Here is a 14,119-nt window from a genome sequence, read left to right on the forward strand (position 1 = left end):
GCTCCTTGAATTTCGGGCGATGTCAGCAATGCGGGCGCGGTAGCGGCTCGATCGATTCCAGTTGGCCGCGCAGGCTGAAGGTCCGGAAGATCTGTTCGATATCCTGGGCCACCCCGTTGGCGTGATAGGTCAGCGACATTTCGAATTCCGGCAAGGGATCGGTGCTGCCAGCGGGGAAGAACGCCATCCGCATCGGCCAGGCCGGGCTATTCAGCAACGGACTGGACAAGGTTGCCGGTTGGGCCGCAGGCGCGGCCACCACCCGTCCGATCCGGGCGCTGGTTTCAAACGGCCCCTCGTTGCCCTGACCGTCGAACAGCGGCCGGGTCAGCGACATCCCGCCCCGCTCGGCCAAGGCCAGCAGGTTCAACGTATGGGCGGTGGGAAACAAGGTGCCTTTGGGCAGCCGGACGACATGGGGTTCGGGCCGGGTGAAGCGGGCGATTCCGCCCTGGCCACGCCCGTTCAGCTTGGCGGTGCCCTCGATCTCCTCGACGATCTGGCCGTCGCGGACCTGCCGGACTCGGAAGCGATAGCGCAGCCCATCCTTCGACTCCCATCCCAGGAAGTCGGTGGCGGTTTCGACCTGCCCACCCTCGGAATAGGAATAGGTGATCGCCAGCCTGAATTCGGTCAGCCAGCCATCGCAGGTATTGTTGAACTGATAGGTCCAGATCCCCCCGGCATTGGCCATCCCGCTGCCAGAGCGAGCGGTCGACAATCCCATCCGATAGGTGGCGCGGTGCGATTCCAATTCGGCCGGAAACGCCTGCGCCAACGAGGCAAACGGCACCACCCCGGCGACCATACCCGCCAAGACCCATCCACGATACCGTCTCATCCGTCCCTCCGGGGGGAAAACAGACTTCAGTATACACGGCCCACCTCCGGGGGCCAGAAGGTCGCTCCGTCATTGCGCGCAATCCTGCCGAGTGTGGCAGAATTGCGCGATTGCCCGATTAATCCTCTTCGTAATCACCGCGCTCGGCCCGTTTATGGCAGGCCGGGCAGTTGGATTTCGTCTTCACTTCGGCCCGTGCCCACTCCCGCGCCGGGAAATCGTGCTTGCGCAGGAAGGCCGGATTCTCGGTGATCCGCTGCGGCGTTCCGCCCGGCGCAACCCAGCGCAGGAAGCGGTCGGCGACCTTGCCGCCGACGCGGTCGGCAGCGCCCTCTTCCAGCACCCGGCGGATATGGGCGACCTTGTCGGGGGCCATCGCGGCGGATTCGCCGAAATGGTTGTCCAGACTGTCCATCATCCGCGCCCACGACCGGGCGGGGAGAAAATCGGGCTGAAACGCCATATGGCACTCGCCGCACGCTTTCAGGGTCACCGGGTCGGTCAAGGGCGCGACTCGGTCGGCCCAGGCCGGGGCAGTCAGCGACAGCAATAATCCGGCCCCCATCGCAATCGATCTCATCGGAGCAAATCCTTATTTCGAGGACAGAAAGGCGATGAAGTCGCCCCGGTCGCGGGCCGAGCACTCGCGGCCCAGCACCGTCTTGCAATCGCGGTTGAAGCGTTCCTCGACCTTCTCGGCATCGGTAAAGCGCTTCGGATTGGCCGACACCGCCGCCGGAGCGATCTCGCGCCCGGTCTTGGCGTGACGGCCGGGCTGGGTCGGGTCGTCGGTGTGGCAGGTGGCGCAGGAGGGATAATCGGCGTTGACGGTGTTGCGGGCGCGGTAGATCGATTCGCCCCGCGCCGCCGAAAAGCCGCCAAAGCCGGGATCGGCCGCCTTTGCCGCCTTGGCGTATCCGGCCAGGATCGCATCGCGGGCCGGATCGGCCGCCTGGGCCGGGACGGCCAGGACCAATCCCGCCAGCAGCAACATCGGCACGGCCGAGACGCGGGCGGCTCCGATCACCTTGTCGCGCAGCCGCTTGCCCTGGAACACCCAGGCGACCAGCGCGGCATGGGCCGGGATCAGCCACAGGGCGGCATTGGACAGACCTTCGTGCACATCCTCGAACGCGCTTTTGCCATCGGCGATCACGCCGCTCAGCGCGGCAACTCCCACCATCGTCATCAGAACTCCCCCCATCCAGATCATCAGACGCGACCGACCCGGCCGCGTCAGCGCCAGCGGCCCCTGCCGTGTTCCGACCGTCGCCAGTCCCAGCCGCAACGCCACCGCGATCAGCACCCAGTACCCGGCGAAGACATGCATCCGGTAGGTGTCCTCGTCGGCGGTCAGCCAGGCGACCAGAAAGCCCCCGGCCAGCGCGGCGTGCCACAGCCTGAGCGCGGGCAGTTCCCAGCGGCCGGGAACGGCGCGGGCCGCGCCGCTCATCTCCGTCCGTCCCGATCGCCCGAATCACGGCGATCGTGGTGGCGCGAGCGGCGGTCGTCATCGTCATCGTCATCGTGATGCGAGCGACGGGACTTGGTCTGATCAGAGGCCCGGCTGGCGCGGTCGGCCGGAAGATAGCCGTTGTCGGCCGGAGCCGCCGGGCGGACGATCGGGGTAGCGTCGGAGGGCGTGGTCTGGGCCGAAGCGGAATAAACCGTCGCAGCGGTGGCGACAATCGCCGCGGCACCCAATCCCTGAAGAATCATTTTGCCAAGCATTGCGGTTCTCCTTGTCCGCGGAATGAACTGGAGAGACCATAGGCCGCGACGGCTGAACCATCGGTGACGGACCGGTTCATCCCCGGTTCATCGCAAAGAGCTTAAGGGTTGGCCCATGAAAGCAATGCTTGCCCTTTTGCTGACGTTTCTTTTCCTGAGCGCCATTCCGGCCCGCGCCGACGATTACGGTCGCGGCCATGGCCATGACGACGAACACGAATGGGTGCGCCGTTCGGTCCTGGCGGGCGAGATCATGCCGCTGACCAAGATTCTCGACCGCGTCGAGCGCGATTTCGGCGGCGAACTGATCGAGACAGAGTTGGACGAGATGCACGGTCGCCCGGTCTACGAGATCAAGCTGATCGGCCGCGACGGCCGGATGCGCAAGCTGATCTATGACGCCGCCGACGGCACCCTGCTGAAAAACAAGGAGCGGCGATGAGAGTCCTGGTTGTCGAGGACGAACCGCAACTGACGCTGCGGCTGGAACAGGCGCTGGAAGCCGCCGGTCTGGTCGTCGATACCGCCTATGACGGCGAAGAGGGCTGGTTCCTCGGCGATACCGAGCCCTACGACGCCGCCGTGCTCGACCTCGGCCTGCCCAAGCTCGACGGTGTCAGCGTGCTGGGCCGCTGGCGCGCCGCCGGACGGACCCTGCCGGTGCTGGTGCTGACCGCCCGCAACCGCTGGGCCGAAAAGGCGGCGGCCTTCGCCGCCGGGGCCGACGATTACGTCACCAAGCCGTTCGAGATGGAAGAGGTGGTCGCCCGCATCCGCGCCCTGATCCGCCGCGCCGCCGGTCATGCCTCGCCCGAGATCGTCTGCGGGCCGCTCAGGCTCGACACAATGGGCGGACGGGTCAGCCTCGACGGCATGCCGGTTCCCCTCACCGCGCAGGAATTCCGCATCCTGTCCTACCTCGCCCATCACCAGGGAAGGGTGGTCGGGCGCACCGAATTGTCCGAACATGTCTACGACCGCGACGCCGACCCCGAATCCAACGTCCTCGATGTGCTGGTGGCCCGCATCCGGCGCAAATTGGGAATCGGACTGATCCACACCCTGCGCGGCCAGGGCTGGCGGCTGGAGCCCCCCTCCGATGCCGGATAAGACTGGCCCACGGTCGCTCCGCTCACGCCTGATTCTGGGCGCCGCGCTCTGGCTGGTGCTGGCGATGGCGCTGGGCGGCTGGGTGCTGGGCAATGCCTTTCGCACCGCCGTCGAAAACAGCTTCCACGAACGGCTGCGCGCCCATCTGCGCGCCTTGGCGGCGGTGGTCGAAATCGGCCCCACCGGCACCATCGGGGTTGGCCGCCCGGTCGGCGAGCCCCGCTTCGACCAGCCCTATTCCGGCTGGTATTGGCAGGTTTCAGACGGCGAGACGGTGCGGGCGCGCTCGCGCTCGCTGTGGGATTTCGCCCTGCCGGTCTCGTCTTCCGTCGGCGAGGGCGCGGTGCTGTTTCGCCGCGACACCGGCCCGCGCGGCGAGGCGTTGGAAACCGCCGAGCGCGATCTGGTCCTGCCCGACAGCGATCATCTGCTTCACCTTGCCGTCTCGGCCAGTCGTCGCGACATCGACGGCGAGGTCCGCGACTTCAACCTGCTGCTGACCCTGGCTTTGGGCGGTCTCGGTCTCGGACTGATTGCCGCCGTCGCCGTCCAGGTCGGCTATGGCCTGCGACCGCTCGGGCAATTGGCCCTGGCGCTCGACCGCCTCCGCCAGCAGGGCGGGCGGCTGCACGGCGATTACCCGCGCGAAGTCGCCCCGCTGGTCGCGGCGATGAACGAGGTGCTCGACCACGACGAACGGATGATCGCGCGCGCCCGCACCCATGTCGGCAACCTTGCCCACGGGTTAAAGACCCCGCTGGCGGTGATCGAGGCCGAACTGGGCTCGCCTCGGCCCGACCGCGCCGTGCTGTCCGGTCAGATCGCCCGGGCCAACCGGCTGATCGACGTCCATCTGTCGAGGGCCCGCGCCGAGGCCGCCCCGTCGGGCAGTCTCGCCGCTCGCGTCGCCGTGGCCGAGGTCGCAGGCGAGATCAAGGCCGCCCTGGTGCGGATTCACGCCGGACGCACGCTTGTGATCGAGATCGACTGCACCGCCGACGCGCAAGCGCCGCTCGCCCGCGACGATCTCGCCGAAATCCTCGGCAATCTGATGGACAATGCCTGCAAATGGGCCAAGAGCCGGGTCCGGGTCGCCGCCACCGCGACTGTGCTGATCGTCGAGGATGACGGGCGCGGCCTGTCGCCCGAGGAAACCGAGGTCGCGACGCAGCGCGGATCCCGACTTGACGAATCGGCCCCCGGTTCGGGGCTGGGGCTGGCGATTGTCGCCGATCTGGCCGCGCTGTCCGGTCTGGATCTGACGTTCGGCCGGTCGGATTGGGGCGGTCTGAAGGTCACCCTCAGTTGGCAGAACCGCTTGGCCTCCCCCGCCGCGTCGGGGTGATCGCCACCAAGCGATAGGAGACAGGGGTGATGGCCGGGTCAAGCCCGGCCAAGACGGCTAACGATTTCATTGGGCGCGCCGCACTGGCGGCTGGTCATGTGGCTTTGGCCTCATGACCCGGTCCCCTCCGGCACGACCGCCCTTCCCCAGGGCGTCGCGCCGGAACGGAGTCATTCATATTCCCTTGCCGGGCGCGGGCATCCGCCCGCTTGGCCGCCGCCGCAATGGCGGCTGGTCATGTGGCTTTGGCCTCATGACCCGGTCCCCTCCGGCACGACCGCCCTTCCCCAGGGCGTCGCGCCGGAACGGACCTTACGGGACTACTTGCGCTCGGAGCTGTCCTTGGCGACCTTGGCCTGAACATTGGCCAGGGTGCCCTTCAGCGACTCGATCGCGGGCGGCAGGGCGTCAACCGCCTTCTGGCCCAGTTCGACCGCCTTCAACGTGCCCGCGTTCAGAGCCTCTTTGACCGCCGGGGCCTTCTTCGACAGTTCATCCGCCGCTTTCTGACCCAGCGCCTGAAGTTCGCCTGCGGCTTTGATTGCCCGCTCCTTGTACTCCGGATGCTCGGCCAACGCCTGGTTCAGGGTGTCGGACGCCTTCTTTTTGAGATCCGAAAACAGACCCATCTGATTCCCCTCTTGATGAACCCAAATCCCCGATGTGCGGAAAACCCGCACATCTCCAGCGTCACCATAACGCCAGCGCGCGTCGTCAGGCAATGGGTGCCACACATGATCGGCGGGGTTCTGTCAAGACGGCGACCGCAGTAATTATCGGCGCGCCCCCTGCATCTGCATGAGCAGGCAGTCCGCGCCAAAATTCGTTACAAGATCAAAACAATTACGACAAGGCCGTGGTTTTTCATTCCTGGGGCGAAATAAGTCTACCCTTAGCCCCCCGGCGGCGGGGGTGGCGGCGGATTGCCTTCGAACCCAGGCGGGGGCGGGGGCGGATTACCACCGAACCCAGGCGGGGGCGGGGGCGGACGCCAGCGGGCGAGCGCGGCACGGCCTTCGGGCGACATCCGGGTCGCCGCCTCGATCACCAACCCGGCCAGGGCCTCGTCCATCCGCTGATGGGAGGCGGCAAATTCGGCGAAGAGGGGACGCAGCGCGTTGGGGTCGAACTCCTCTTTTCCCAGCTCGGCGCGGACCCGGTCGGGCACCGAGCGCGCGACATGATTGCTGAGATCAATCTCGGGGGCACGGAGGGCGACGATCTCGCGCAAGATCGCGGCATCGGCGGCGGGCAGAGTCTCGGCGATCCGTTCGGCGATCCGGGCGACATCGGGCAGCGGCGGACGGTGGGGGCTATAGACGACCACCAGCACGGTGGCGAGAAAGACATTGAGCGCCAGCGACGCCGTCAGAACCCATTTCGTCGAAATCGTGATCCTCATCATAACCCTGTCATATCAGTCGAGGCGACGGTCAGCATCTCGGCAAAACGAAGCGGCGTCTGCGCGGCAAGAAGATCGTGCCCGACGATGATCCCCAGCACCGCCGCCGCCGCCATCGGCACGGCAAGACGGGTGAACGGGGCCAGTATCGACAGACAGAGGGCGGGAAAAGACCGACGCGGCGGAGCCTGACGCGGCAAACGGGCGAGCACGGCGGCGGCGACGAGATCGGCACGGGCGGCCGAGGCTTGGAACCGCGCGGAATCGGCATACATCAAGCTGTCGATGTCGTGGTCGTTCATGTCACGTCTCCGATCCCGGTAATACCGCGCCGGGCCAAGGCCAACCGCAAGGCCCGCTTGCCCCGAACCAGCAGGGATTCCACCGCAGGCACCGTCAATTCCATGATGAGCGCGGCCTGGGGAGCGCTCATTTCGGCATAGTAATGAAGCGACAGGGCGGCACGCTGACGGCTGGGAATGTCGTCCAATGCCTGGGCGACCAGTCGGTCGCGCTGATGAGCGACGGCAAGGTCAAGCCCACCCGGATTGGCGTCAACCGGATCCCCGGCATCTTCGAGCGGGGCATAGCGCGAACGCCGCCGCACATCGAGGCTGGCGTTCAACACCACCCGATAAAGCCAGGTGGTAAATTTCGCCTCCCGATCGGGTTGCCAGCGCGGCGCCATCTTCCAGACCTTCAGAAACGCGTCCTGTACGATTTCATCGGCTTCGTCCACATTGCGGGTAACGCGGGTGGCCAAGGTCAGCATCGCGCGGGCATGACGCTCCATCAACGCCGCAAACGCCCCCCTGTCCCCCCGGGAAACGGCGCGGAGCAGATCATCGTCGCCGACGGCGTCGATCCCTATCGTCGGGTCCCCGCCGCGATGCTCCAACACATCTCCCTCGACCATACGTTCCACACTGATCTTGTACGGAAGATATAGGGCTTTCCGTGCGGTAAAAATCGCGCGCCCGGCAAAAAAACGCCCACCAGCATCAGCGGTGGGCGTTTTCGGCACACGGACCCAGACAGGATCTGGCGGTCAGACTCCAACAAGCTTGCGGATCGAGGCAAGGTTCCACCCCCGGGCCGCCTCGACCAGTTGCTCGCCCGAGGCGATCCCATCGCCTTCGATCTGCAACAGCACCCGCGTCCCCAGCACCAGAGTGATCTCGCCCGACCGGGTCGTCGCATCCCACCGCAGCAGGGCGTCGTCCTGGCCGAGATGGAGACGGCGGACATTGGTCGGCAGTGCGGCCGCAGGCTGGAACTGGGCGGCGGCGGCGGCAACCGCCGGACTGTCGAGGATCAGCAGGGCGTTGAAGCTGGAATCGTCGCGGGCATAGGCACGGCTGACCGACAGCCCACCCCCGGCACTGAACAGCCCCTGGGTCTCGGGCGGCTCGGCGGTCCAGCCCGACGGAGGCGGCGGCAGACATTCGGCCAGCGCCGCCCCGACCCGGGCGTGAAGATCGACGATCGCCGCTTCCAGTTCGAGGGCGGCGCGGGCCAGATCGCCCCGGGCATGGGCGGCGCGGGCCGCCTCCAGCCGCGTCGGCACGCTATCGCCGACACGCCCGCCATCTCCGGCCAGAGCCGCCACCGAAACCGACACCAGCACCACGAAAAGAAGACCCGGCAAAGCCCGAAACATGGTTCGAACGCCCTTATATGTGAACTCGCTCACAGACCTTAGCGGTCCGGCGGACAGGCGGCAAGGGGAGGGCTTGAGCCCGGTCGGGGGAACCCGTCTATACGCCCCAGTCGCGGCGCAGCCGGTCCTTCTCCAACGCCAGCCATTGCACCGCGACCACCGCCATCGCGTTGTTGATGCGGCCGTCGCGGACCATCGCCAGGGCTTCGTCGGCGGAAACGACATGGGTGCGGATATCCTCGCCCTCGTCCTCCAGCCCGTGCAGACCCGAAATCGTGCTGCTATCGACCCGGGCGCAATAGAGCCGACAGGTCTCGGACGAGCCCCCCGCCGTCATCAGATAATCGCCGACAGGAACCATCGCGCTCGGCTCGCCCCCCGCTTCCTCCAGCGTTTCGCGCCGGGCGACATCGTCGGGATGCTCGCCCTCCTCGATGATTCCGGCAACGCATTCGATCAGCCAGGGATTCCACCCGGCCGCCAGCGCACCCGGCCGGAATTGCTCGATCAGCGCCACGGAATCGCGCTCGGGATCGTACAGCAGCACGACAACGGAGTGGCCGCGCTCGAACACCTCGCGGACCAGCTCGGCCGACCAGCCGCCCCGGAAGGTGCGATGGCGCAGGCGATAGCGATCGACCTGGAAATAGCCCTTGAACACGGTCTCGCGGGCAATGATCTCGACATCGTTGGCGGCGTCCAAAACGACTTCTCCTGTCTGAGGACAATAACGGTCAGGCCAGCCCCAGCCGGGCGGCGATTTCATCGGCCAGGGTCTGCACCTCGCGCGCGGCGACGTGGCGGGGATGGCTTTCCAGCACGCCCTTCCCCTCCATCATCGACCCGGCAAAGGCAACCCGGTTGCCCAGCACCGCATCGGCGACCGGGACGTCGGTTTCGGCGATCTTGCGCCGTACCGCATCGACCAGCTTGCCCTTGGCCGGAGTCCGGTTGAACACGACCAGGGCCGGGGATTTCTCGCGCCGGGCGATCTCCAGCGTCGGCCCGGTCGCCCACAGATCCATCGGCGAGGGCTGCACCGGCACCAGGATCAGATCGGCGGCGCGCACCGCCAGCCTCACCTCGGTTTCGGCGTGGGGCGGGCTGTCGATCAGCACCAGATCGAGATCGCGGCGCAGCCGCTCCAACTCGGTCGCCAGCCGCCAGCCGGCGGCCTGGACAAAGGCGATCGCGCCGCCATCGGTCCCGACCAGGGCGCGGCGGACCTCGAACCACGCCGCCAGCGAGCCTTGCGGGTCGATGTCGAGCAGGCCGACCTTGCGCCCGGCGCGGGCATAGGCAACGGCCAATTGCGCGGCGATGGTGGTCTTTCCGGCGCCCCCCTTCTGTTGGGCGATGGTGAGAATCCGGGCTGGCATGGCGTCCCCTCGCGGCAAACGGGAGGCAAGGCTACCCCCTCGCGCGTATTTTGCAAGCCCCGGACGGCGACTAGAGCCTTTTCCATTCAAATGGAATCGGCTCTAGGATTTTGCCTAAGGCCGCAGCCCCTCCGGGGCTGGCGTGGCTCAAGCGCCGCTCGGGCTTGTCGCGCATTCCACTCTGACTTCGTTTGAGTGGAATGCGCTCTAGCCGCATCAGCCCTCGTCGAGATGATGGAGAAAATGGGCGATGGCGACGAAAGACGCCTCGCCCCAATAGGCACGGGCGGCGGCCGGGTCGGCCTGAAGCCGCCGGGCGAACGCGGAAAACAGCGCCCGCATCAGCACGGAGAAGCCGCTGTGACCCAGCGTCCAATGGGCGTCGGGCGCGGTCGGTGTGACCGGGGCGAGATGCGAATCGATCAGCTCGATCACCCAGGCCCGCCGCCGCTCGAAATCAGCGAAGGTCAGGGCCACCGCCCCCAGCGTGTCGTCAACCAGGGCGATGGTCTCGGGGTCGCTATGCACCGCCTCCCAGTCGCACAGCCCCTCGGTGGAGCTGTGGCGGGCCAGGATGTCGGCGCAGACCCGCTCGCCCCGCTCGCGCCGCATCGGGCCGATCATCTTATCGACCGCCAGGATCAGACCGGGGATCATCCGCCGCGACAAGACTCCGTCGCGCCCCTCGTCGAACAGACGGGGCGGGAACAGGTGGGAAAAGCGCCGCATCAGCACCCGGTCGAACGGACGCTTGCGGGCGTGCTCGAAATCGAGCGCCTCGCGCAGATGGGAACATTCGTCCCAGGCGCGCTGGTAATAGGTGCCAAAGCGGGTCTGCTCGGCCGCGATGAAATGCTGGGCCAGGGCGCGGATTTGCGCCGCGCTCAACGAACCGCCGGACTTGCCCGCCTCGACCTCCAGCCGGGTGACGAAATGACCGATCATCGTCGCCCCCACGTCCCGACAACAAGGAGGATGCGTGTCAGAGGGGGTACGGTCGGTCATCCGCGCTACTCCCAGGCGATAATTGTAACAAGATTACACCGGATCATCGCAAAGCGCCAACGGGGCGACCTCAGGGGACGATCGAGTCGATCCGCTCCTTGGTCCGCTCCGCCTTGCGGCGCATCTCCTCTTCCATCCGCTTGATGCGGCGGTCGAGATCCTCGATCCCAGCCAGCCGTTCGCCACGCTTGCGCGAAGCATGGGCTGCGCCCCACCGACCCAGCCCCCAATCGGCGGCGACGAACAGCAACGCCGCTCCGGCGACCAGCGTCACAATCGCCGCCACGCCCCCATAGGCGCGGTCGATTGCGACCATCGCCCCCCAAAAGCCGATGGTGACCAGCGCGGCGGCGGTGGTCAGCACCAGCCGGTTGATGCTGCGCTCGTGGTTGCGGTGCCGCTTCTCGACCGCCAGAATCGCGTTCAGGATTTCCTCGCGGGCAATCGCCTGCCAGGTGCGAAACGACATCCCCGACACCGTCCGGTTCTCCCGGATGGTCTGTTCCAGCTTGCGGACCAGATACTCGGCCTGTTGTTCCGGGGTCGGTCCTTCGGCGGCCACGCCCTGCCCTCCCGTGATATGTCGAGCGCGAGCTTATCATACCGGCAAGCCAATGAATTGACTTGCCGTATTGTCCCTCGCCGGTGTCATTCCGAACCGGAGCGGCGAAACGGGCCATCGGCACGCTGCTCGGCGATATGGCGCTCGACCATCCCGCGTTCGTGATCAAGAAAGCGGCCGACCGCTTGGCCCAAATCCGGCGCGGCGATCCAATGGGCCGAGCGGGTCGGCACCGGCAAATAGCCCCGGGCGATCTTGTGCTCGCCCTGGGCTCCCGCCTCGACCCGGCCCAGCCGATGCGAGATCGCGAAATCAATGGCGCGGTAATAGCAGGCTTCGAAATGGAGGAACGGCACCTCGACCGCGCCCCCACCCCAATTGCGGCCGAACAGGCAGTCTTCACCCACCATGTTGAACGCCCCGGCCACCGTCTCGCCGTCCTGATCGGCCAGGATCAGCACCGCCTGCTCTCCCACCGCCGAGCCCGACAAGCACTCGAAGAAGGCGCGGTTAAGGTAGGCCTCGCCCCATTTGCGGTCGCAGGTCGCCTGATAGAGACGGAAGAAAGAGTCCCAGTGATGCGGCTTGATATCGTCGCCGACCAGGGTGGAGAGAGCGATTCCGCTGGCGGTGACCGCGTCCCGCTCCTTGCGGATCGCCTTGCGCCGCCGCGACGACAGCGCCGCCAGGAAACCGTCAAAAGTTTCGTACCCGTCATTGCTCCAGTGATATTGCCAGCCCAGCCGCCGCAGGAACCCGACCGCGGCGAGTGCCGCCACATCCTCCTCTTCGGCAAAGGTGACATGGACCGAACTGGCCTCGACCTGCCGACACAAGGCGATCATCGCCTGGGCCAGAGCCCGCCGCGCCACCTCTGGCGCAATCGCGGGACCGACCAACAGGCGCGGGCCGGGAACCGGGGTGAACGGGACCGCCCCTTGCAGCTTGGGGTAATAGCGTCGTCCGGCGCGGTGGCTGGCCTCGGCCCAGGCATGGTCGAAAACGTACTCCCCCATCGAATGGGTCTTCAGATAGAGCGGCGCGACCGCCAGGACCACGCCGCCGCCATCGCGCAGGGCAAGGTGACAGGGCTGCCACCCGGTCGCCGCCCCCACTGTCCCCGCTTGTTCGAGCGCGGCAAGGAAAGCGTGGCTGACGAACGGGTTGGCCGTCCCGGCGCAAGCGTCCCACGCGGCGGGGGCAAGCTCGGCAATCGCGGTGTGGACGGTGACGGATGGCGGGGGGCTGAGCTCTGTCATTTCCAGAAGATGGCGTTGCGGACCTAAATTGTTCAAGAGGGCGACGGTTGGTGCTATGGTCCGCCGCTTCCCCCCACGACAATGCGGCCCGTTTCGCCATGACCACGGCTTCCCTAGACTTTTCCGCCTTGCCCGAGGCCGAGCTCACCGACGACAGCGGCCGTCGCCTCAAGGCCCGGCTGTGCGTCACCGCCGACATCACCCACACCATCGCCGAAGCGGTGCGGCAGAACTGGGCGGTGATGCCCACCGGCGGGTTGACCAGCGCGATCGGTTCTTACGACTATTCCGCCCCATCGGTCGATGATTTTGCCGGAGTAGTGGCGATCCGTCCCCGTGCCGCCGCGATGCCGGACATCGTCGCCGCCGACACGCCGCTGGAGCGTCTCGCCTCGCACCAGATCGCGATCGACAAGGAGTCCGGACTGATTTCGGCCGGAGCCGGGCTGACCTTCGCCCAGGTCAATGCCGCCCTGGCCGAGATCGGGCCGAACCTGCGGGTGCTGATCGACCTGACCAGCGTCGCCTCGGCCTTTGTCGGCGGCGTGATCGCCACCGGGGGCATGGGACCGCTGCGGTTGTTGCCGTCGAAGATCGTCGATGCGGTCGCCCTGGCCGATGGCGGCGACACTCCCCGCCTGATCGAAGGCGACGATCTCGACCGGGTCGAAGGGATGCAGGGCTGGACCGGGATGGTCACCGCCGTCCGCCTGCGCTTTTTCGAAGTGCCGTCCAGTGAGTTCGGGCTGGTGCTGCCGGTCCAAGGCTCGGACACCGATACGATGGCCGGGCTGTTGGTTTATCTGCGCCGCTGGACCCAGATCGCCCTGCCCGCACCGGGGGGACGGATCGCGGGCGAAGCCGACGAGACGGTGCTGAACGGAATCGAACTGGTCAGCCGGGATTCGCTGTCGGCCTTCATCGCTCATGCCGAGGAACCGGCGCGGTCGAAGGCCGAAGGGCTGCTGCAATCGTGCGATTACGCCGGTGCCGACATGCTGGCCTGCCTGACCGGCTGGTCCGAGCAATCAATCGACGACGTGCTGATGAGCCTGCTCGACCCCGAGACCGAAACGATCGGCGGCGTGATGATTGATTTCGGCGTCGGCTTCTCGTCGGGAGCGGAAATGGAAACCTTCCGCGCCATCCGCGAAGGCGCGCCCGATCTGGCCCGCACCCGCGCCCGCGTCGCCCGCCCCGGCAAGTTGAAGCCGTGGAGCAGTTCGACCGACGTCAACATTGCCTTTCCCGCCGACAGTTCCGCCGCCGCCGCGATTCTCGAATCCTATGCCGATTACCGCCAGGCAATCCGCGCCTTGTCGCGCGAACTGGATGGCGCGGTCGAGGTCGAGCTGTCGGCCTATGGCCATCTGTCGCCGGTCGGGATCGACCCGCACCACCGCGTCACCCTGGTCGCCCCCGAAGGGTCACAAGCGGCACTGGCCGCTGCCCGTCTGGCCGTCGCCGCCAACAAGCGGACCCTGATCCACGATCTGTTGTTCGCCGCCCAACGCCACGGCGCCACCATCACCGGTGGCGAGAAGGGCGTTCCCTCGCTGGTCGAAATCGCCCGCGCCGCTGGCGGCGAAGGCCGCCTGCCCAACGATCTCAAGGCGCGGTTGGAACGGGCAAGGCAGGCGGTGATGGCTGCCCCGGTCCAGTTCTCGTTCCGCGCCCCGGCGGAATTGCGGGCGGAACCGGCTTAAGAAAAAACCCATTCGGGGGCCTTGGCCCCCGATCCCCCCATCGGGAGGCTGTGGCCTCCCGAACCCTCCATCTCATTTGGGCGGTGGGCTTTCTATCGGGTTCACTCGCTTTTATCGTC

Annotated in this window: 18 protein-coding genes; 4 read left to right on the forward strand and 14 right to left on the reverse strand. The window is 66.9% G+C overall.

Annotation, left to right across the window (positions count from 1 at the left end):
- Positions 1-22 precede the first annotated feature (22 nt).
- The 4 genes from BLW40_RS14420 to BLW40_RS14435 form a co-directional block, all read right to left on the reverse strand.
- On the reverse strand, positions 23-841 hold the full coding sequence (locus BLW40_RS14420) for a cell envelope integrity EipB family protein (RefSeq protein ID WP_074769786.1): 819 nt from the start codon (positions 839-841) through the stop codon (positions 23-25).
- Positions 842-959: 118 nt separating this feature from the next.
- Complete coding sequence (locus BLW40_RS14425) at positions 960-1,421, reverse strand: diheme cytochrome c (protein ID WP_074769788.1); 462 nt, start codon at positions 1,419-1,421, stop codon at positions 960-962.
- A 12-nt stretch (positions 1,422-1,433) separates the two neighbouring features.
- Positions 1,434-2,294 (reverse strand): DUF1924 domain-containing protein, encoded by an 861-nt coding sequence (locus tag BLW40_RS17220; RefSeq protein ID WP_083386802.1) that lies wholly within the window; start codon positions 2,292-2,294, stop codon positions 1,434-1,436.
- Positions 2,291-2,572, reverse strand: coding sequence for a hypothetical protein (locus BLW40_RS14435; protein ID WP_074769790.1), 282 nt, complete (start codon positions 2,570-2,572; stop codon positions 2,291-2,293). Before BLW40_RS14435 ends, BLW40_RS17220 begins: the two co-directional genes overlap by 4 nt.
- Before the next feature lie 115 nt (positions 2,573-2,687).
- Between BLW40_RS14435 and BLW40_RS14440 the strand changes: the two genes are divergently transcribed.
- Genes BLW40_RS14440 through BLW40_RS14450 form a run of 3 tightly spaced genes read left to right on the forward strand, consistent with a single transcriptional unit; the run spans position 2,688 to position 5,027 of the window.
- Positions 2,688-3,014, forward strand: a complete 327-nt coding sequence (locus BLW40_RS14440) for a PepSY domain-containing protein (protein WP_074769792.1) — start codon at positions 2,688-2,690, stop codon at positions 3,012-3,014.
- Positions 3,011-3,682, forward strand: a complete 672-nt coding sequence (locus BLW40_RS14445; RefSeq protein WP_074769794.1) for a response regulator transcription factor — start codon at positions 3,011-3,013, stop codon at positions 3,680-3,682. Before BLW40_RS14440 ends, BLW40_RS14445 begins: the two co-directional genes overlap by 4 nt.
- Positions 3,672-5,027 (forward strand): ATP-binding protein, encoded by a 1,356-nt coding sequence (locus tag BLW40_RS14450; RefSeq protein WP_074769796.1) that lies wholly within the window; start codon positions 3,672-3,674, stop codon positions 5,025-5,027. The genes BLW40_RS14445 and BLW40_RS14450 overlap by 11 nt, the downstream gene beginning before the upstream one ends.
- 320 nt (positions 5,028-5,347) lie before the next feature.
- Here BLW40_RS14450 and BLW40_RS14455 read toward each other — a convergent pair whose 3' ends face one another.
- The 10 genes from BLW40_RS14455 to BLW40_RS14500 all read right to left on the reverse strand — a co-directional run bounded on the left by BLW40_RS14455 (position 5,348) and on the right by BLW40_RS14500 (position 12,294).
- Positions 5,348-5,656 (reverse strand): hypothetical protein, encoded by a 309-nt coding sequence (locus BLW40_RS14455; protein WP_074769798.1) that lies wholly within the window; start codon positions 5,654-5,656, stop codon positions 5,348-5,350.
- Between the two features lie 263 nt (positions 5,657-5,919).
- Entirely contained in the window at positions 5,920-6,429 is a 510-nt protein-coding gene (locus tag BLW40_RS14460; RefSeq protein WP_074769800.1) for a periplasmic heavy metal sensor, read from the reverse strand.
- Positions 6,429-6,731, reverse strand: coding sequence for a hypothetical protein (locus BLW40_RS14465; RefSeq protein WP_074769802.1), 303 nt, complete (start codon positions 6,729-6,731; stop codon positions 6,429-6,431). Before BLW40_RS14465 ends, BLW40_RS14460 begins: the two co-directional genes overlap by 1 nt.
- Positions 6,728-7,345 (reverse strand): RNA polymerase sigma factor, encoded by a 618-nt coding sequence (locus BLW40_RS14470; protein WP_074769804.1) that lies wholly within the window; start codon positions 7,343-7,345, stop codon positions 6,728-6,730. The genes BLW40_RS14465 and BLW40_RS14470 overlap by 4 nt, the downstream gene beginning before the upstream one ends.
- A 132-nt stretch (positions 7,346-7,477) precedes the next feature.
- Positions 7,478-8,089: a hypothetical protein gene (locus BLW40_RS14475; RefSeq protein ID WP_074769806.1), complete on the reverse strand. Its 612-nt coding sequence runs from the start codon at positions 8,087-8,089 to the stop codon at positions 7,478-7,480.
- Between the two features lie 97 nt (positions 8,090-8,186).
- On the reverse strand, positions 8,187-8,792 hold the full coding sequence (locus tag BLW40_RS14480; protein WP_244511207.1) for an NUDIX domain-containing protein: 606 nt from the start codon (positions 8,790-8,792) through the stop codon (positions 8,187-8,189).
- 31 nt (positions 8,793-8,823) lie between these two features.
- The gene (parA, locus tag BLW40_RS14485; protein ID WP_074769810.1) at positions 8,824-9,468 is read right to left on the reverse strand and encodes a ParA family partition ATPase; all 645 of its coding nucleotides are present in this window, start codon (positions 9,466-9,468) and stop codon (positions 8,824-8,826) included.
- A 216-nt stretch (positions 9,469-9,684) separates the two neighbouring features.
- Positions 9,685-10,473, reverse strand: coding sequence for a hypothetical protein (locus tag BLW40_RS14490; RefSeq protein ID WP_074769812.1), 789 nt, complete (start codon positions 10,471-10,473; stop codon positions 9,685-9,687).
- A gap of 70 nt (positions 10,474-10,543) precedes the next feature.
- Positions 10,544-11,035: a hypothetical protein gene (locus BLW40_RS14495; RefSeq protein ID WP_074769814.1), complete on the reverse strand. Its 492-nt coding sequence runs from the start codon at positions 11,033-11,035 to the stop codon at positions 10,544-10,546.
- Positions 11,036-11,121: 86 nt separating this feature from the next.
- A complete protein-coding gene (locus BLW40_RS14500) occupies positions 11,122-12,294 on the reverse strand; it encodes a GNAT family N-acetyltransferase (protein WP_074769816.1) in 1,173 nt (390 codons plus the stop codon).
- Positions 12,295-12,392: 98 nt separating this feature from the next.
- Here BLW40_RS14500 and BLW40_RS14505 point away from each other — a divergent pair, with 98 nt between their 5' ends.
- The gene (locus BLW40_RS14505; protein ID WP_074769818.1) at positions 12,393-14,000 is read left to right on the forward strand and encodes an FAD-binding oxidoreductase; all 1,608 of its coding nucleotides are present in this window, start codon (positions 12,393-12,395) and stop codon (positions 13,998-14,000) included.
- Positions 14,001-14,119 lie beyond the last annotated feature (119 nt).

Origin of the sequence: Magnetospirillum fulvum (assembly GCF_900108475.1) — a bacterium.
Taxonomy (GTDB): Bacteria; Pseudomonadota; Alphaproteobacteria; order Rhodospirillales; family Magnetospirillaceae; genus Phaeospirillum; species Phaeospirillum fulvum_A.